The following is a 19,148-nucleotide window of genomic DNA, read 5'->3' as shown; positions in this document are numbered from 1 at the left end:
CGGCCGGGCCCATTGTCGCCTCGGCCGCCGATCGTTTTCCGGACGTTCGCCGCTCGACACCTGATCGTGGATCTCGCGCACCGGGCCACCAGTGGTGGTCTGCTGGCCGCCAGGTCACCGCCGGGCTCGTGGCAGGGATTCTGCGGTCAGAATGGTATACGTTATCCAATTGAGTCTCGGCGAGGCCCGGCCGAGCGGGGCAGCCGACGCCGGTGGGTCTGGCGTCACCGCTTGGGTCAGGTGGCCTGCTCGCGCTGCTCTCCGCCGGGCTCGGGATCGTCCGAACCGGCGAGAACAGGAGAGGGGGCGGGACGGCGTGACGACAGCGACTGGCACCGCGCCGAGCGACCATGGCGGCGTGACCGGATGACCGCCGACCTGAACCTCCCGGCCGACCTGAACCTCCCGGCCGACGTGAGCCCCGCGGCGGCGCTCGAACCCACGCTCGACCACGAGGTCGTCGTCATCGGGGCCGGGTTCGGCGGCCTGTATGCCCTCCACGAGCTTCGCGAAGCCGGCTTCTCGGCCCACGCGTTCGAGTCGGGCGGCGGCGTCGGCGGCACCTGGTACTGGAACCGTTACCCGGGGGCCCGCTGCGACGTCGAGAGCGTCGACTACTGCTATTCGTTCTCTCGCGAGCTGAACGCGGAATGGGCCTGGTCGGAGCGGTTCGCCGGCCAGCCCGAGATCCTGCGGTACGCGGAGCACGTCGCCGAGCGTTTCGACCTGCTGCCGATGATCACCTTCGACACGCGGATCACCTCCGCGCGCTACGACGACGGCGACCATACCTGGACCGTCGAGACCGACCAGGGCCGGCGATTACGCTGCCGGTTCCTCGTGGCGGCGGTCGGTGCGCTCTCGGCGACGCAGGTGCCGGAGATCCCCGGCCATGACCGCTTCACCGGCCCCACCCACCACACCGGCCGGTGGCCGCACGAGGGCGTGAACCTCGCGGGCAAGCGGGTCGGAGTGATCGGCACCGGCTCCTCGGGCATCCAGGCCATCCCTGAGATCGCCGCCGAGGCCGCCCACCTCACGGTCTTCCAGCGCACGCCGAACTACAGCCTGCCGGCGCGCAACCGGCCGATGTCCAGCCGGGAGATCTGGGTCGCCCAGCGCGACTACGAGGGACTTCTCGCGTCCGGCAACGCCACCAACGCGGGCGTGTACAACGTCGGGACCGGCCGTCCCGCCCTGGCCGACCCGCCCGAGCGACGCGCCGAGGAGTACGAACACCGCTGGGCCGTCGGCGGTACCGATCTCATGCGTACCTATGGCGACACCGGGCGCGACGTGGAGGCCAACGAGACACTGGCCGAGTTCGTCCGGGGCAAGATCCGCGAGATCGTCGCCGACCCGGCCACCGCGGCGTCGCTCGTCCCGACGGACCATCCGATCGGCTCGAAGCGGATCTGCCTCGACAGCGGCTACTTCGCGACCTACAACCGCGACAACGTCACGCTGGTCGACCTGCGGCGCGAGCCGATCGTGACGATCACCGAGACCGGGATCGACACCGACGCGGCGTCCTACGACCTGGACGTGCTGGTCTTCGCGACCGGGTACGACGCCATGACCGGCCCGCTGACCCGGATCGACCTGCGCGGCGCGGACGGCGACTCGCTCGCGCAGCGGTGGTCCGGCGGGCCGCGCAGCCTGCTCGGCATCGCCGTCGCCGGCTTCCCGAACCTGTTCACCCTGACCGGGCCGGGCAGCCCCTCGGTGCTGGCCAACGTGATCCGGGCGAACGAGCAGCACGTCGACTGGGTCGTCGCCTGCCTCACCTACCTGCGCGAGCGGGGCCTCACCCGGATCGAGGCCGACGCCCAGGCCCAGGACGCCTGGGCCGCCCACGTGCACGAGGTCGCGACCTACACCCTCTACCTCCACGCGAAGTCCTGGTATCTGGGCGCGAACATCGACGGCAAGCCCCGGCAGTTCATGCCCTACATCGGCGGCATGGTCGCCTATCGCAAGGCGTGCGACGACTGCGCCGCCGCCGGCTACCCGGGATTCGCCCTGGCGGGCGCCCCGCGCGGCTCCGCGGCCGCGACACCGGTCACGAAACCAGCCTGACCAGTCTGGCCGGACCCACGAACCTGATCAGCGAGCTTTGATCCACGAGACGGGAGTTCACTCATGGGGCGGTTCGACGGACGCGTCGTCTTCATCTCCGGGGGAGCCCGCGGCCAGGGCCGCTCGCACGCACTGCGGTTCGCCTCGGAGGGCGCCGACGTGGCGATCTTCGACGCGCCTGGGCAGCCCGGGTCCATCGTCTACCCGCTCGGAACGCGCGAGGAGCTGGCCGAGACCGCCAAGCTGGTCGAGGACCTCGGCCGCCGGTGCGTGACGATCGTCGCCGACGTCCGTGATCCGGCTCAGGTCGCCCAGGCGGTCACCGAGACGGTCGGGGAACTCGGCCGCCTCGACTTCTGCCTGGCCAACGCGGCCGTTCTCAGCAAGAGCTCGATCGCCAAGATGACCGACGACACATGGCGCGACGTCATCGACATCAACCTCACCGGTGTCTTCCACACCCTGCGGGCGGTGCTGCCGACGATGGTCGAGCAGCGGTTCGGCCGGATCGTGGCGACCTCGTCGCTCGCCGGGCGCACCGGCCAGCCGTACCTGGGGCACTATGCCGCCGCCAAGTGGGGCGTCATCGGCCTGGTCAAGACGCTCGCCCTGGAGGTCGCCGCGCAGGGCATCACCGTCAACGCGGTCCTGCCGACCTCGGTCGACACGCCGATGATCCTGAGCCGGGAGATGCTGCGCGAGATGGTGCCGGGCGAGAACCCGACGGTGGCCGACGCCGCGGCCGCGTACGGCTCGAGCCACGCCATCCCGGTCCCGTGGGTCGAGGCCGCCGACATCTCGGGCGCCATGGCCTATCTCTGCTCGGACGACGCCCGCTACGTCACCGGCGAGACGCTGTCGGTGACGGCCGGGGCGATGGCCCGGAACTCGGCGTAGGGGAGCCGGGGCTCCGGCAGGCGGAATGCGTCGCACGGTGGAGCTCCTTCTACCGGGCATGACCACCACGTCGTTCGACCCGCACGCGCTGCTCGCGGAAAGCCGGCTCGGCGTCCTCGCGACGATCAAGTCGGATGGCCGCCCGCAGCTTTCACCCGTCCTGCCTTACTACGACCATGGGGCCGGCGTCCTCTACGTGTCGATGACCGAGGGGCGCGCCAAGACGGCGAACCTGCGCCGGGATCCACGGGCGGCGCTGGAGGTGACCAGTCCCGACGGCAGGGCGTGGGCCACCGCCGAAGGCGGCGCGACGCTCATCGGGCCGGGGAGCGACCCCCTCGGCCCGGAGGTCGATGCCCTGGTGGACTACTACCGTCTCGCCGCCGGCGAGCATCCAGACTGGGACGAGTACCGCTCGGCGATGGTGTCCGACCGCAGGGTGCTCATGACGATGACGGTTGACCACGTGTACGGCACCAGGCTCGGCTGACGACGGCTCGGCTGACGACGGCTCGGTTGCCGCCGCGCGGGTATCGCCGAAGGCGGTGCGACCCCGGCCTGGGCCACTGGTGGGACCGTGGCCCAGGCCCGGGCCGAGGCCGGTCAGTAGCAGGGGAGACGCAGGTCGTAGGGGAGTCCCAGGTCGTTGAGGACCCTGCAGTAGGTGTCGCGGCTCACCTGCCAGCCGGCACGCCTCGTCTCCCTGGGAAGGCCCAATGTTGCCCCTTCCCACGCGCATCCGGCTCGGCCCACGATGCCTCCGGATGTCAGGCGGGCTTGTGCCTGAACCGTCAGGGCTGCTGGAGCAGGGTGCTCATCCGTTCCGGGGTGATCTTGACGCCGCATTCGGGCTGGGTGTCCGGCTCGAACCGGTCGCCGGCCTGGCTGATCCGGATGACGTCGTAGCAGACCGAGACGTTCTGGTAGTTCGTCGACAGGCTGATGGTGTCCTCGGGGGTCATTCCCGCGCTGTCGTAGTCCTTGACGCCGCGCAGGCCGGAGATGAACGACTCCCTGGTCGGGCACGGACCGGCCTCCTTGAGGCCGCGGACGAACAGGTCCGCCGACAGCCAGCCCTGGACCGCGCTGTCCTGCGTCGGTGGCTGGACCTCCGGGGAGTAGGTGGCCATCGCCTGCCTGAACTTCTGCTGCCCTTGAGTGTTGATCTCGAAGGGCTTGACGTTGGTGAAGATCGACACGCCGGCCAGCGACTGGCCGTACTTCGCCAGGTTGCTGCTGTCGTAGCCCGTCGGCATCAGCACGACCTTGAGCTTGCCGCCCAGCGCCAGGCCGACCTTGCGGAGCTCCGGCAGCAGGTTGGCCGCCATGTCCGGAGGCAGAACGCCGCCGATGGTGTCGGCGCCGGCTGCCTTGATCTGCTGCGCGACGCTCCGGTAGTCGATGACGGTGCTGGTGGTCTGAAACGTCTTGACGACTTTTACGCCGCGGGCCTTCAGGCTCGCGACGAACTGCTGCGTGAAGTCTCCGCTGGTGGCGCTCCCGTCGATCGCGAAGACGGCCGCGCGTGTTCCGCCCTGCCTGTAGACATACTTGCCCCAGGCGGTGCTGGAGCCATTTCCCATGTAGAACCACGAGAACATGTTGTTCTTGCCCTGCCAGTCGGGGTCGCTGGCCAGGCCCGTCACCGGGACGTTGCGCTCCTGCAACAGGTTGGCTGAATCCTCGCTGGCGCCGGACCCGTAGATGAATCCGAAGATGTTCTCCTGGTCGAGGAGCTCCTGGACCAGGGTCACGTTGAGCCTCGGGTCCCCCTGGTCGTCCCGCCAGGCGTAGGTGACCTTGCGGCCGAAGACGCCGCCCTCCTCGTCGTTGGCGACGTCGAGCCGGGCGTCCACGCCGGCCCGGAAGGCAAGCGTGCTGCTGGCCGATGGGCCGGTGTCACTCCAGGTCATGCCGGCCTTGACCTCGGTGGGCGTGACGCCCGGCGCGGTGTCGCAGACCGCGCCACCGGCCGCGCCACCGCCCTCGGCACCGCAGGCGACCAGCCCGACCGCCAGGCTGCCGGCGCTGGCCGCCAGCGCGATGGCCCTGAGTGTTCGCCGACGAAGTGGTAGCGGCATCGCGGGCAGGCTCCTCTGAGCGACAACGGCGGCCGTTCGGCTTCGTGAATCTCGTGTCCGCCGCCTCGGAAGACCCGCTGCCGAATGTTGTCCATGTCACAGCTGCCCGGCATTGCGCGGCCCGCCGTGCTCTGGATCCGCCGCTTTGGATCGATATCGGGCGCAATGCTATCGACCCACGCCGCCGTCAAGATAAACGGGTGCAGGCAAACGCCCGGTAAACATTGAGTTTATTTATCGGGGTTGCCTAATGTGGTCGCGGTCTCGCTGATTCTGTTGGTGCCGGTGGGATGGGTGTGGCCGAGTGCGTGCGCGTCCGGGCGTGGCGCGGGCCGTCGCCGGGCGGGTCGGGCTCGGTCGGGGACTTGTCACTGGACGCGAGGGGCCCGACCTGGCCACCGCACCCGGAGGCGTGTCCCCGAAGAGCGCCAGGCAAGGCGGCCCGAACCGTCCGTGCCCGGTCTGACCGAAGATCAAGAGAAGTGCGAAAACATAGTTGGACCTGTCACCTGGCGTTCAGGCTCCGTCCCCGGCAGGGCGAAGGCGCGGCCCTAGCGTCCATAGATCGGCCCGCTGGACGGCGGAGCCGAGTCGTTACAGTTGGAGGCCCGGGTCAATGCCGCGTGCGCCGATCAGGCGAGTCGCAGTCGCCATGTTGTCCGCAGGTATAGCCAGCGTGTCGCTCGCCGCGCCCGCGTTGGCGAACCCGGCGGGGACGGTGCTGGTCATCAGTGAGGCCTATGTCAACGGCGGCTCGTCGGGAGCCAGCTACCTCAACAAGTTCGTCGAGCTCTACAACCCGACGTCGAGCCCCGTCGCCCTCACCGGCGACACCCTGCAGTACCGCGCTCCCACGAGCACGGTGACCCCGAGCGGCTCGCAGGTGTTCGCGCTGTCGGGGACGGTGGCCCCGCACGGCCACTTCCTCGTCCAGCTGCCAAGTAACAACGCGGGCACCAGCCCCGGCGCCCCACTGCCCACGGCCGACCTCAACACCGGGGGCAGCATCAACCCGGGCGCCGGCGGCGGCACGCTCTTCGTCGCGGCCAGCGCGGCGGGCGTGCTTCCCACCGACAGCTCCGTCATCGACAAGATCGGCTGGGGGACCAGCAACTCGCCCGAGGGCACCGCCCCGACCGGCAACTCGGTCATCCTGAGCTACCAGCGGAACACGACCGGCGCCGACACGGACAACAACGCCGCCGACTTCCAGGTCGCCACCCCGACGCCGCAGAACGCGGCGTCCGACGGCGGCACGGCCGCCGTCACGGTGGCGAGCCCCGGCACCCAGAGCGCGACCGTCGACACCGCTATCACCCCGCTCACCCTGACCGCCTCGGGCGGCACCGCGCCGTACACGTGGACGGCGACCGGCCTGCCCGCGGGCCTCGCGATCTCCTCGGACGGCGTCGTCTCCGGTACGCCGACGGCGGCCGGCACCTCATCGGTGACGGTGACGGCCACCGACTCGACCAGCGCGGCCGGCTCGGCGTCCTTCACCTTCCAGGTCACGACGGCGCAGGCGACGGTCGTCCCGATCGCGGCGATCCAGGGCACGAACACCGACACCTCGCCGTACGCCGACCAGACCGTGACGACCGAAGGCGTCGTGACGGCGGTCTACACGACCGGCGGCTTCAACGGTTTCTACCTGGAGACCGGCGGCGCCGGCGGCACCCCCGCGAACGACGCGACGCCGGGGGCCTCTGACGCCCTGTACGTGTTCGGGTCCGCGGCGGCCAGCCAGGTCGCCGTCGGCGACAGCCTGCGGGTCAGCGGCACGGTGGAGGAGTTCCAGGGCCAGACCGAGATCGACGGCCCGACGGTCACCAAGCTCACCACCGCGCTCCCGGCCGTGGTCCCGGACGCGATCGCGTGGTCCGACCTCGCGACGGACGCGCAGAAGGAGGCCCACGAGGGCGAGCTGATGGCGCCGCAGGGCCACTTCACCGTGTCGGACAACTTCGACACGAACTTCTTCGGCTCGTTCACGCTGGCCGCGGGTGACACGCCGCTGCGCCAGCCGACCGACGCCGGGCGCGCCGGAAGCCCCGAGGCGCAGGCCGTCGCCGCCGACAATGCCGCGCGGATGGTCACCCTCGACGACGGGGCGAGCTGGAGCTTCAGCACCACCAGCACGCACACCGGTGACCCGCTTCCCTGGCTCACCCCGACGCATTCGGTGCGGGTCGGCTCGGCGGTCACCTTCCACGCGCCGGTGATCCTCGACTACCGGTTCTCGCTCTGGAACCTCCAGCCGACGCGGCAGGTCACCGACGACGGCGCCGCCGTGGCGACCTTCAGCGACACCCGGCCCGAGAACCAGCAGCCGGCCGCCGCCGGCAGCGACGTCCGCCTGGCGACGTTCAACGTCGAGAACTACTTCCCGATGACCGGCGAGAAGTACGTCGCGGCGGGCCTCGGCACCTGCACCTACTTCACGGACCGGCAGGGAAACCGGATCGCGGACAACTCCTGCTCCGGTCCGAACAACGCCCCCGGCCCGCGCGGCGCGGCCAATGACGCCAGCTTCGCCCGCCAGCAGGCGAAGATCGTGACCGGTATCAACCGCCTCGGCGCGAGCATCGTCACCCTGGAGGAGGTCGAGAACTCGGTCTGGTTCAACCAGTCCCGGGACACCGCGCTGTCAGGCCTGGTCGCCGCGCTCAACGCGGCGGCGGGCTCGAGCGTGTGGGCCTATGTGCCGTCGCCGGCCGCCGACCAGCTGCCCCCGCTGGACCAGCAGGACGTCATCCGCACGGCCTTCATCTACAAGCCGGCGGCCGTGAGCCTGGTCGGAACGTCGAAGGTGCTCGCGAACGACTCCGGCCCGGGCCAGCCCTTCTCGATCGCCCGTGAGCCGCTGGCGCAGGGCTTCAAGAAGGCCGGCGCCACCGACGCGGACGCCTTCCTGGTGGTCGTCAACCACTTCAAGTCGAAGGGCGCCGGCCCCGCGCTCTACGACGGCGACGCCGAGGACACCTCGTCCCCGGCCGTCGACCAGGGCGCGTTCAACGCCACCCGCGTTCGCGAGGCGCAGGACCTCACCGCGTTCGCGTCCCAGACGGCGGCGGGCCTCGGCACCAACCGGATCTTCCTGGCCGGTGACTTCAACGCCTACACGCACGAGGACCCGATGGAGACGCTGTACGCGGCCGGCTACACCGACCTCGGCAGCACCTTCGACCCGACGGAGCACTCGTACTCCTTCAACAGCCTGCAGGGCTCGCTCGACCACGTGCTCGCCAACACGGCCGCGAAGGCGATGGTGACCGGGGCGGACGTGTGGCAGATCAACGCCCAGGAGGCCGTCGCCTACAACTACAGCCGCTACAACTACAACGTCACGCAGCTGTTCAACGGCACTGACCCGTTCGCGGCCTCGGACCACAACCCGGAGATCGTCGGACTGAACCTCCCGGCGACCCCGGCCGCGCCGACCTGGAACGCGTCGACGATCTACAACACCGGCAACCTGGTGACCTACAACGGGTCGACCTGGCGGGCGCTGTGGTGGACGCAGAACCAGAAGCCGGGAGACCCGTACGGCCCGTGGGAGCAGATCGCGACCGCGCCCGACGGCACCGCGTTGTGGACCCCGTCGCGGATCTTCACCAGCGGCGACGTCGTCATCTACCAGGGCAAGAAGTACATCGCCAAGTGGTGGACCCGCAACCAGGCGCCCGGCGATCCCAACGGCCCCTGGCAGCTCTCGAGCTGACCTGGGCCTGACCCCCGCGGGGCCGCCTTCGGCCTGAGCCGAAGGCGGCCCTGTGCCGTTCTGACCCCGGAGGTAGCCCGGCGGTGGCGCCACCGCTGATCGTCAGGTCAGGCGGGACCCGTCGCCGGCACGGCGATGCCGCGGGGATGGCGACGGCGATATGATCTAGGCTGCCGGTCCCGTCGCCTGACAGTGACGGCGGCGAGTGCGGATGTCGCGACGCTGCCCGCCGCCCGCCGGACCGGTCCGACAACCGTTGTGCAGACTGCTCGTGTGCATGGAGGAGCCCCCGTGAGCAGCCGGGTCGAGACACTGGAGTTTCAGGCCGAGGCGCGTCAGCTTCTGCAGCTGATGATCCATTCGATCTATTCGAACAAGGACATCTTCCTGCGGGAGCTGATCTCCAACGCGTCCGACGCCCTGGACAAGCTGCGTATCGCGTCGTTGGTCGACGACGGCCCGCGGGTCGACGCCGCCGATCTGCGCATCGAGATCGAGGCCGACAGGGAGAAGCGCACGCTGACCGTGCGCGACAACGGCATCGGGATGTCTCGCGACGAGGTCATCGGGCTCATCGGCACCATTGCCAAGTCCGGGACGGCCGAGCTGCTGCGCAAGCTGAGGGAGTCCAAGGACGCCCGGGCGTCGTCCGATCTCATCGGGCAGTTCGGCGTCGGCTTCTACTCCACCTTCATGGTCGCCGACAGGGTCACCCTGCTCACCGGGCGGGCTGGCGAGAGCGGCGGCATCCGGTGGGAGTCCGACGGCGAGGGCACCTACGTCATAGAGGCGGTGGACGACGCGCCCCGGGGCACCGCGGTCACCGTCCACCTGAAGCCCGAGGACAGCGAGGACCACCTCTTCGACTACACGGACGAGGGCAAGATCCGGGAGATCGTCAAGCGGTACTCCGACTTCATCGCGTGGCCCATCCGGCTGGTCTCGGAGCCCGGCGAGAACGGCAGGAGCGCGGAAGGCGACGAGACGGCCGAGGCCGGCGAGAGCGGCGAGAAGGCCGACGACAAGCCGCTCAACTCGATGAAGGCGCTGTGGGCCCGGTCACAGAGCGAGGTCGACAAGGCCGAGTACGACGAGTTCTACCGTCACCTCAGCCACGACTGGACGGACCCGCTCGAGGTCATCCACATGAAGGGCGAGGGGACCTTCGAGTACGAGGCACTGTTGTTCATCCCGTCCCGCGCACCGTTCGACCTGTTCACCCGGGACGCCAGGCGGGGCGTCCAGCTGTATGTGAAGCGCGTGTTCATCATGGACGACTGCGCGGAGCTGCTGCCGAACTACCTGCGCTTCGTCAGGGGCGTCGTCGACGCGCATGACCTGTCGCTCAACATCTCCCGGGAGATCCTTCAGCGGGACCGCCGGATCCAGCTGGTGCGCCGCCGGCTGGTCAAGAAGACGCTGGCCTCGGTCAGGGCCCTTCAGGAGAACGACACCGAGCGGTATCGCACCTTCTGGAAGGAGTTCGGCGCCGCCGTCAAGGAGGGTCTCGTCGACGACGTCGACAACCAGGAGGCGATCCTCGACATCGTCTCGGTGGACTCGACGCGCGACGCCGAGCAGGCGACCACCCTGCGCGAGTACGTCGATCGGATGAAGGACGGCCAGAACGAGATCTACTACCTGACCGGCGACTCCCGGGCGATGGTCGAGAACTCGCCGCACATGGAGGCCTTCCAGGCTAGGGGCTACGAGGTCCTGATCCTGACCGACCCGGTCGACGAGGTCTGGGTCGAGCGGGTGGCGCAGTTCGACGGCAGGCCACTGAAATCGATCGCCAAGGGCCAGGTCGACCTCGACACCGACGAGGAGAAGAAGAGCGGCGAGCTTGAGCGGGAACAGCGGCGCAAGGAGTTCGCCGCCCTGCTGCCCTGGCTGGCGGGCAGGCTTCAGGACGACGTGAAGGAGGTCCGCCTGTCCACCCGCCTCACCACGTCGCCGGCCTGCCTCGTGGGCGACACGTTCGACATGACCCCGGCCCTGGAGAAGATGTACCGCGCCATGGGGCAGAACGTGCCGCACCCCCGGCGCATCCTGGAGCTCAACCCCACCCATCCGCTGGTCGTCGGGCTGCGCAAGGCACACGAACAGGACGCGGACTCCGACGTTCTCGCCGAGACGGCGGACCTGCTGTACGGTCTGGCGCTGCTCGCCGAGGGCGGAGAACTTCGCGACCCGGCTCGCTTCACCCGCCTCCTCGCCGACCGCCTGGCCAGCGCACTCTGACACGGTTCCGCTTATGGCGGTGGTGTGGCTGGGACCGGGCTGACGAGGTGGCTGGGTAGGTATTGCGCCTATGCGCCGTCACCAGCTGTGGCTGGACATCCGAGCCCATGGGATGTCTGTCGGCCGTCAGTGAAACGGGGTCTGGGAGGGGGCCGGGGGCATGAGGCCGAGGGACGCGATGAGGTCGCGCATCTCGTCGCGGTAGACGGTCGCCGGATCGTGCATGAGTGTGCGCAGGTGGCCGTAGATCTCGAGGGCCATGAGGCCGTGCATGCGGCCCCACACGCGCAGGGCCAGTGCCACTGCGGCCGGCGGAAGATCCGGGAAGTCCGTCTGGACGTGGGCGGCTAGACCCGGGTCGAAATCGGTCCAGATGTACTGCCGGTCGTTCGGCTGAAGCGCGTGGGCCGCCGGCCAGGCGCCGGCCACGAGACCGATGAGTCCGGTGCAGGCGCGCAGCTCGGCGTCCTTGGCGGGGCCGTCGTCGGGTGCGTGGTAACCGGGCACCGGGTCGCCGTAGATGAGCCGGAAGCCTTCGGGATTCGCGAGGGCCCACGCGCGTATGGCCTGCGCCCAGGCCATGATCCGGCCGCCCGGATCGCTTTCCGGCATGGCGTCCCTGGCGGACTCGAGGGTCTGGATCGCGGACGTGTAGACGTCGCCGATCAGCGCGGTGATCAGGTCGTCGCGGGTGGCGAAGTAGCTGTAGATCGCGCCGGCCGTCATGCCCATCTCGCGGGCGATGGCGCGCAGCGAGATGGCGTCGGGGCCGCCGTCCGCCATGAGCTTGAGCGCGATCGCCTTGATCTCGGCGCTGGTCTCCGCGCGCAGCCGGTCGCGGCGGCTCGGGGTGTGGTCGGTCACCCTTGACACTCTACAGCGTTCCGTTACTGTACGGCGCATCGATGCTGAACACCGTGTAGTAAATCTTCTGCGTGTAGAGAATGAGGATCATGGAGCGAGAACGACTTCGCCTCGCGCTGCTGGCCGTGACCCAGCTGATCGTGGCGCTTGACTACAACATCGTGTACGTGGCGCTGCCCGACATCGGGGACGCGCTGGACTTCAGCCCGCGGTCCGTCCAGTGGGTGGTCAGCGCGTACGCCGTCGGGCTTGGCGGCCTGCTGCTGTTCGGCGGGCGGGCCGTGGACCGGCTGGGGCCGCGCCGGATGTTCATGACCGGGCTGGCGCTGTCGGCGTCGCGTCGCTGGCGGGTGGCCTGGCTCCTGGTCCCGAGGCACTCGTCGCCGCCCGCGCGGTTCAGGGGGCGGGTGGGGCTCTGCTGACTCCGGCGACGCTCACGCTCATCTACCGGGGGTTCGCGGAGGGGCCCGCGCGCAACCGGGCGCTGGGCGCCTGGGGTATGGCCGGCAGCGCGGGGCTGGCCGCCGGGTCGCTGCTGGGCGGGGTGCTGACCAACTACCTGGGCTGGGAATGGGTGTTCTTCGTCAACGTGCCGTTGGCGTTCGGCTGCGTCCTTGCCGGGTCCCGGCTGCTGCCCGCCGACCCGAGCCGCACCGCCGGTGGGTTCGATGCGCTGGGGGCTGTGCTGGCCACGGCGGGTGCGGCACTACTCGTGTTCGGCCTGGCGTCCGGCCCGGAGGCCGGATGGGCCTCGGTGCGCGGCACAGGTGCGTTGGCCGCCGGGGTGGTCATGCTCGTGCTGCTGCTGATTGTGGAGGCCCGCGCCCGCGATCCGCTGATACCCCTGCGGCTGGCGCGGGGCCGGAACCTCGCCACCACCATGATCGTTATTGCCGTCTTCCAGGGCACGCTCGGCGGCGGCTTCTACATCCTCACCACCTACCTGCAACCCGTCCTCGGCTACAGCTCGCTGCGGGCAGGACTCACGTTCCTGCCGCTCACGCTCGCCTGCATGGTCGCCGCCATCAAGGTCACCCCGCCGCTGCTCAACCGCTGGGGAATCCGCGCGACGCTCGCGGTGTCGACGGTCGGAACCGGCGTGGGCATCGCTGTCATGGTCGCGGGCACCTCCGCCGAGGGCGGTTTCTGGACCCTGCTGCCCGGCAGCGTGGTGTGGGGCCTGTTCGGCGGCGTCGCCTTTGTCACGCTGTTCGCGTCCGCCGGATCCGGCGTCGCGCCCCATGAGCAGGGCGTCGCGTCGGGGCTGGCCAGCACCGCCAAGGAGGTCGGCGGCGCGCTGGGCCTCGCGGTCTTCGTCGCGATCGTCACCGGCTCGCCCCACCCGCTCCACGGCCTGCACGCCGCCGGATGGACGGCCGCCGCCGCCACCGTCGTCGGCGGCCTGATCGCCCTCGCGCTCAAGCCATCCCAGCCCGCCGCCGAAACACCGCGGACCCCCGTTCTGGAAGGAACCAGCGCGTGAGCACCACTGACCTGATCCTCAAGTACCTCGACGTCTGGAACGAGCGGGACAGCGCGGCCCGGGAGACGCTCATGACATCTGTCCTGACGGAGGACTCGGTCTACACCGACCCCGACTACGCCGGCCTGCGAGGCCACGACGCACTGTCGGAGGCGATCGGCCAGGCGCAGGAAAGGTTCGGCGACCTGCGGTTCACCCTCGACGTGGTGCTCGGCGCCCACCACGACCGCGCGCTGTTCACCTGGCGGCTAGGCACCGTGGCCACCGGCTACGACCTTGTGGAGTTCGCCGAGAACCGGATCCGCACCGTCGTTGGATTCTTCGCATGAGCGGCCAGAAGCACCGCTGGACGGCCGCCTGGACCACCTCGCCGCAGCGGCCCGGGGCCGGCTTCGCCCCTAACTGGTCCGAGGAAGGCTTCGCCGACCAGACCATCCGCCAGGTTGTCCGGCTCAGCATCGGCGGCGAGACGCTGAGAATACGGCTGTCCAATCGCTACGGGACCCTTCCCCTGCGCGTCACGGGCCTTACTGTGGCAGTCACTGTGGGTGGTGCCGCGGTGAAGCCCAACACCCTGCGGGAGCTGACCGTGGGCGGCAATGCGACATTTACCGTCCCGGCCGGCTCCGACCTGGCCACCGATGGGGTCGCCTTTCCTGCCGATGCGCTGGACTCGGTGACCGTCACGGCGTACCTGGCCGAGCCTTCCGGGCCCGCGACCTACCACGCCCAGGCGCTGGCGACGGCCTACCGGGCGACGGGCGACCACCGCGCGGACCCGGACGACACGGCGTTCACTGAGACCTCCCAGTCCTGGTACTACCTGGTCGGGGTCGACGTGGCCGGAGCCCAACACGACGGCATCCACGACGACGGCAACCACGACGACGGCATTGTGGTGTTCGGCGACTCGCTCACCGACGGAACCGGCAGCACCCAGGACACCAACCACCGCTTCCCCGACCAGCTCTCGCGGAGGCTGGTGGCCGCGGGCATGCCGCGGGCGGTGCTGAACCAGGGGATCGGAGGCAACCGCGTCATGGTCGACTCGCCCTGGCTGGGCGACCGGGCCACCACCCGGTTCCACCGCGACGTGCTGACCCAGCCGGGGGTGAACACAGTGATGATCTTCGCCGGAATCAACGACATCGGGATCAGCGAGGTGGCGCTGGACTCGCCTTTCCCAGTCCTCGCGCCATTTACCGAGGTCTCGGCGGAGGAGGTCATAGCCGGACACCGGGACATGGCCCGGCGGGCTCGAGCCACGGGCCTGCGCACGGTCGGGGTGACGCTGCTGCCCATACGCGGCTCGGCGTTCTCCACCCCGAGCAGCGAGGCCAAGCGCACCACGGTCAACGCCTGGATCCACGGGTCGGGGGAGTACGACACGGTCATCGACCTGGCCCTGGCAATGGGCGACGCGCTCGACCCAACCCACGACTCCGGCGACCATCTGCACCCCAACGACGCCGGCTACCAGGCAATGGCCGACGCCATCGACCTCACCCTCCTATAGTGATCCTGGGGACAACGGCCGCCGGGTGTGCGAAGGAAGATCATTTTCGCACACCCTTTGGCCCTCTAGCGCGGCAACCGACCACCATCTCATCGACGCTGTCGCCGGATGGCCGGCTGCTTTCCCAGGTCGGCTCAGGAGTCGACCGTGCCTCACGCGACGGTTCCCGCTGATCGACGAGTCGCAGGTGTCGTACGAGTTCGGTGATGACCGGGGCCGGGTTCTCGCGGAGGTAGAAATGCCCTCCGGGGAAGATCATTCCGTCGAAGGAGGCCGTTGTCACGTCGGCCCAGGCCAGGACGTCCGCCACCCGGACCGTCGGGTCGTCCGCGCCGGCGAACGCGAGGATGTCCACCGGCAGCCGGTCGTCCGACGGCGGCCGGTAGGTCTCGATCAGCCGGTAGTCGTTGCGGATGATGGGCAGCAGGTAGTCCAGCAGGTCCTCGTGCTCGAGGATCGACTCGTCGGTGCCGCCCTGGCCGCGGAGCACCTCGAGGAACCGCTCGCGGGACAGCAGGTGTTCCTGGCCCGGGCTCGCGACCGACGGCGCGGCGCGCGCGGAGACGACCAGCAGCCGGACGAGGCCCGGCCGGCGTTCCCGCAGGCGGCGGGCCGTCTCGTGGGCGACGGACGCGCCCATGCTGTGGCCGAACAGCACCAGCGGCACTCCGGTCCTGGCGGGATCGGAAGTCCCGGCACGGTCGGGAGTCCCGGCAGAGTGAGGCCTGACCGCGGGAGCCTCGGTGTCCCACGTCTGGGCCTGGTCGGCGATGGCGGCGGCGATGCCGTCCACCAGCGGATCCATGGCGTCCACCAGCGGCTCGGCGCTCCGGTTCTCCCTGCCGGGGTACTGCGTCATCCACACCTCGCAGTCGGCGGGGAACTCCGCTGCCCAGGTCCAGTACGCGTTGGCGGTACCGCCGGCGTGCGGAAAGACGACGACCCGGTACCGGGCGTCAGGACGCCGCCCGCGGCACCGCAGCCAGACCGAGGAACGCGGGGCGGTCATGCGCCAGCCGGGTGACGTGGGGCGGCGCCACCGCTGGCAACGCCCGTCATCTGCTGCACCGCGTCCTCCACTATGGTCCCTCTGCATTAGGTTTGCCTAACCTAATGGAGGGGGTCGTAGGTCACAAGCCCGTGGCGCTGACCGTTACTCGTGGCGGTGAGGGCCGCCATGGGCGGGCGGCGCGGACAGCGCCGGCCAGTCGCGTCAAACCCGCGCCCGGGGCCGCGGGCCGCGGCCCCGGGTCAGAACGGGTCAGAACGGGGTCAGTACGAGGGTGAGCTGCGACGGCGCGTGGTCCTCGACGTAGGAGGCCTGGCCGGCGACGTCGTCGAAGGCGAAGCCGTAGGCGCGGTGGCTGTCGGTGTGCTCGTGCAGGACTCGTGCGTAGTGGTTGGTGACGGCGTCCTGGTAATACGCACCCGGGTCACTGGCGGGCTGCTCGGCGCTGGTCAGCAGTGTCGAGCGGTTGAACCCGGCCCCGAGCACGGCCGCGACCGGCCCGGTGACCCCGTCGTTGGGTGCCCCGAGAGCGCCGTCGCAGAAGAAGACGTCGCGGGTGCTTGGCCGGGCGAACGGGGCCACCCCGCCGTCGAAGGCCAGCGCGCCGCCGGCCACCCGGCCGGTGACGCGCCGCCCGGCGGCGTCGACGGTGAGCCCTCCCGAGGCGTAGCGGTTCCACACCGCGTCGATGTAGGGGTCGTAGTACGTGGCCGGGAACAGCCCGGCGTCGATGCCATGCCCCGGGGCGATCACCCGGACGTCACCGGTCACCAGCGGGGCGAACGCCGGGTTCGCGCGGAGCGCGGCGAAGATCGCGTCACGGCCGCCGGGCACGACCTGGCCGGTGGTCTGGTCACCGTCGCCGTGCAGCCGCAGCAGGAGCGGGACGCTGAACATGTCGACCATGGTGGTGTTGCAGAACATGCCGGCCGCGTTGTGCGTGAACTCGACGAAGTCGTGCAGCACCGCGTATCCGGGCGCGTCCCGCACCCAGCCGGCCGGGTACTGCAACGCCGGCCTGCCCGCCCCGTCGGCGACGATCCGGAAGTCGAGCCTCGCGCCGATCGAGACATAGATCCGCCCGGACATCCCGGTGGGGACGGCGGCCACGGTGTCGCCGTCGGCCACCAGTGGGATCGCGATGCCACCGCTGTCCGCTCCCAGCGCGACCTCGGCGACGCTTCCGTCCGCTCGGCCGTAGACCTGCCGGCCGGTGCCCAGGTCGGTGCCGACGATGTAGAACCAGATCTCGCGGTTGGCGTACCGGTAGGTGTGGTTGACGATGACCAGCGGCAGCGGCGTGCCAGGGGTATGGGCCGGGATGTCGACCGCCACCTGGCTGGCGGCGAGCAGCGTGGCCTGGCCCGCGCCGCCGGCGCGGGTGGCCGCGACGGCGCCGCCCATGCCGGCGCCGGCCAGCGCGGCGGCGCCACCGACCAGCAGGGCGCGTCGGTTCAGCATCACGGGTCTCCTCAGGGATGACTTGATGGTGAGGATCGGGTGGCGTCGGCCGCGCCGGCGCCACCGACGTTGACGTTGACTGCACCGGCACCGGCAGCAACACCGGCACCGGCGGCGTCGACACGAGTGGTGCCGACGCCGCCGGTGGTGTCGACGGCGCCCCGGGAGGGGGACGGAGGAGGCCACCGTCGACGCCGGCCGCGGCGGCAGCGTGGCCGCGGCCGGGGCCTGCTCAGCCGGTGGCGCCGGCGGCGAAGATCCGGGTGAACTCCAGCGGCTGCTGGTCGAGGCTGCTGCAGGTCGCCTGGGCGAAGTCGGCCGGGCCGCCGGGGCACGGCTGGTCGCGGGTCAGCGACCACATGGACCACCAGGCGAGGCCGTGCTGCGCGGCGAACGCGGCGACCTGGCGGGCGTCGGACTGCCGGAACACCTCGGTGCGCACGTCGTTGACGCCGATCATCGGGGTGACCGCGAGCCGCGACCAGGCCTCGGTGTCCGACAGCCCGAACACGCCCTTCACCTGGGCCTGCGTGGCGGTGACCGAGTCGATGGCGTAGCCGCCCATGCGGCCGTCGGGGTTCGGCGCCACGCCGTCGCCGAAGTCCATCGCCATGACGTTGACCGCGTCGACCGTGACCCCGCGCTGCCGCGCGTTCTCCAGCAGCGCCACGCCCGTCTGGGTGAGCCCGGAGGGGAGCACCGGCAGCGTGAACGACACGTCGAGGCGCCGGCCCTGGGACGCCGCGTCCCGCTGGAGCTGGGCGATGGCCTGGGCGCGCCGGTCATTGGCCGCCGTGTCGGACAGCGACGAGCCCTCGATGTCGAAGTCCACCTGGCTCAGCCCGTAGGCGCTGATCACCTGGCCGTAGGCGGCGGCCAGCGCGGCCGGGCTGCCGCAGGCGTGTGCGAGCTCGGTGCCGTTCGCGCCGCCGAACGAGACCCGCGCGTCACCGCCCAGCTCGCGCAGCCGGCCGATCTGGCCGGGCACACCGTCCTGGTTCAGCTCGGACACGCCACCCCACCTGGGGGTGCAGCCGCCACCGCCCGCCAGCACGAACGCGAGCGTGTACGTCTTGACCCCGGTGGCCTGCGCGGCCGAGACCAGGTCGAACGGCGGGTACAGCGAGGTGTCGATGTAGGGGGCGAAGTGACCGGCCCCGCCGCCGGGCGCGGTGGTGGCGGGTGGCGCGGTGGTCGTCGCCGGAGCCGACGGGGATGCGGCCGGAGCGGACGCCGTCGGCGACGACGAGGACGGCGGGGCGGACGTGGTGACCGGTGGCGCCGAGGTCGGCTCCGCCGGATCGCCGGCGGGCACGCACGGGCTGCCGTCGATCCGGCACTGGGTCGGGTCGACGACCCCGCCCGGCGTGCTCACCACGAAGCCCACGTCGACCGCCGCGTCGGGGGCGAGCTCGCGCTGCCACGACGGCGGGGTGACGGTCACGTGCTGGCCGTCGACCCGGTGCTCGGCATTCCACAGCGAGGTGAGCCGCGCGCCGGCGGGCAGGTCGAACTCGAGGGTGAACCCACGGACCGACCCGGACGTGTTCGTCACCCTGTACTGGGCGGAGTAGCCGGTCTCCCAGGCCGCCGTCCGTGTGTACGCCGCCCCGAAGACCGACGCCGAGGCGGTGCCGGGAATGGTGAGTGCCAGGACGAGCCCGGCCACGGCCGCGAGCGCGACCGCCGTGCCGGAGATGATCTGCCGGCGGCGTCGGCGGTGCCGGCCCTGCTTCGACGACATCGTGTTAATGACCTCCTTGGGGAACCCCCGCGGCGGACGCTAGCCAGCG

General features: G+C 70.6%; 12 protein-coding genes and 1 pseudogene. 8 read left to right on the top strand and 5 right to left on the bottom strand.

Annotation, left to right across the window (positions count from 1 at the left end; all coding sequences use genetic code 11):
* Positions 1 to 366 precede the first annotated feature (366 nt).
* The 3 genes from QOZ89_RS25690 to QOZ89_RS25680 all read left to right on the top strand — a co-directional run bounded on the left by QOZ89_RS25690 (position 367) and on the right by QOZ89_RS25680 (position 3,466).
* Positions 367 to 2,079 carry a flavin-containing monooxygenase gene (locus QOZ89_RS25690; RefSeq protein ID WP_312625810.1) on the top strand — a complete coding sequence of 571 codons (1,713 nt, stop codon included), beginning with the start codon at positions 367 to 369 and terminating at the stop codon, positions 2,077 to 2,079.
* Positions 2,080 to 2,142: 63 nt separating this feature from the next.
* Positions 2,143 to 2,976, top strand: coding sequence for a mycofactocin-coupled SDR family oxidoreductase (locus tag QOZ89_RS25685; protein ID WP_071054170.1), 834 nt, complete (start codon positions 2,143 to 2,145; stop codon positions 2,974 to 2,976).
* A gap of 58 nt (positions 2,977 to 3,034) precedes the next feature.
* On the top strand, positions 3,035 to 3,466 hold the full coding sequence (locus QOZ89_RS25680; RefSeq protein WP_071054168.1) for a PPOX class F420-dependent oxidoreductase: 432 nt from the start codon (positions 3,035 to 3,037) through the stop codon (positions 3,464 to 3,466).
* 301 nt (positions 3,467 to 3,767) lie between these two features.
* On the opposite strand, the gene QOZ89_RS25675 is transcribed toward QOZ89_RS25680, so the two are convergent.
* Positions 3,768 to 5,057, bottom strand: a complete 1,290-nt coding sequence (locus tag QOZ89_RS25675) for an ABC transporter substrate-binding protein (RefSeq protein ID WP_071054166.1) — start codon at positions 5,055 to 5,057, stop codon at positions 3,768 to 3,770.
* Positions 5,058 to 5,709: 652 nt separating this feature from the next.
* Between QOZ89_RS25675 and QOZ89_RS25670 the strand changes: the two genes are divergently transcribed.
* Both QOZ89_RS25670 and htpG read left to right on the top strand, forming a co-directional pair.
* Entirely contained in the window at positions 5,710 to 8,778 is a 3,069-nt protein-coding gene (locus QOZ89_RS25670; protein ID WP_241842416.1) for an ExeM/NucH family extracellular endonuclease, read from the top strand.
* A gap of 291 nt (positions 8,779 to 9,069) precedes the next feature.
* Positions 9,070 to 11,022 (top strand): molecular chaperone HtpG, encoded by a 1,953-nt coding sequence (gene htpG / locus QOZ89_RS25665; protein ID WP_071054162.1) that lies wholly within the window; start codon positions 9,070 to 9,072, stop codon positions 11,020 to 11,022.
* Positions 11,023 to 11,148: 126 nt separating this feature from the next.
* Here the strand turns inward: htpG and QOZ89_RS25660 are convergent, their stop codons facing one another.
* Positions 11,149 to 11,886 (bottom strand): TetR/AcrR family transcriptional regulator, encoded by a 738-nt coding sequence (locus QOZ89_RS25660; protein WP_241842415.1) that lies wholly within the window; start codon positions 11,884 to 11,886, stop codon positions 11,149 to 11,151.
* A gap of 80 nt (positions 11,887 to 11,966) precedes the next feature.
* On the opposite strand from QOZ89_RS25660, the pseudogene QOZ89_RS25650 reads away from it, so the two are divergent.
* From QOZ89_RS25650 to QOZ89_RS25640, 3 genes and pseudogenes are all read left to right on the top strand, one after another.
* A pseudogene (locus tag QOZ89_RS25650) lies at positions 11,967 to 13,369 on the top strand (MFS transporter).
* Positions 13,366 to 13,698, top strand: a complete 333-nt coding sequence (locus QOZ89_RS25645) for a nuclear transport factor 2 family protein (protein WP_071054158.1) — start codon at positions 13,366 to 13,368, stop codon at positions 13,696 to 13,698. The pseudogene QOZ89_RS25650 and the gene QOZ89_RS25645 overlap by 4 nt, the downstream one beginning before the upstream one ends.
* Positions 13,695 to 14,885: an SGNH/GDSL hydrolase family protein gene (locus tag QOZ89_RS25640; protein WP_071054156.1), complete on the top strand. Its 1,191-nt coding sequence runs from the start codon at positions 13,695 to 13,697 to the stop codon at positions 14,883 to 14,885. The genes QOZ89_RS25645 and QOZ89_RS25640 overlap by 4 nt, the downstream gene beginning before the upstream one ends.
* Before the next feature lie 40 nt (positions 14,886 to 14,925).
* Here QOZ89_RS25640 and QOZ89_RS25635 read toward each other — a convergent pair whose 3' ends face one another.
* The 3 genes from QOZ89_RS25635 to QOZ89_RS25625 form a co-directional block, all read right to left on the bottom strand.
* Positions 14,926 to 15,894, bottom strand: a complete 969-nt coding sequence (locus QOZ89_RS25635) for a thioesterase II family protein (RefSeq protein ID WP_071054154.1) — start codon at positions 15,892 to 15,894, stop codon at positions 14,926 to 14,928.
* 252 nt (positions 15,895 to 16,146) lie between these two features.
* Entirely contained in the window at positions 16,147 to 17,355 is a 1,209-nt protein-coding gene (locus QOZ89_RS25630) for a beta-1,3-glucanase family protein (RefSeq protein ID WP_071054151.1), read from the bottom strand.
* A 232-nt stretch (positions 17,356 to 17,587) separates the two neighbouring features.
* A complete protein-coding gene (locus QOZ89_RS25625; protein WP_071054149.1) occupies positions 17,588 to 19,099 on the bottom strand; it encodes a cellulose binding domain-containing protein in 1,512 nt (503 codons plus the stop codon).
* Between the last annotated feature and the right edge of the window lie 49 nt (positions 19,100 to 19,148).

It is taken from the genome of Pseudofrankia coriaricola, assembly GCF_032027725.1.
Classification (GTDB): Bacteria; Actinomycetota; Actinomycetes; order Frankiales; family Frankiaceae; genus Pseudofrankia.
This window is presented reverse-complemented; position numbering and strand designations above follow the sequence as displayed.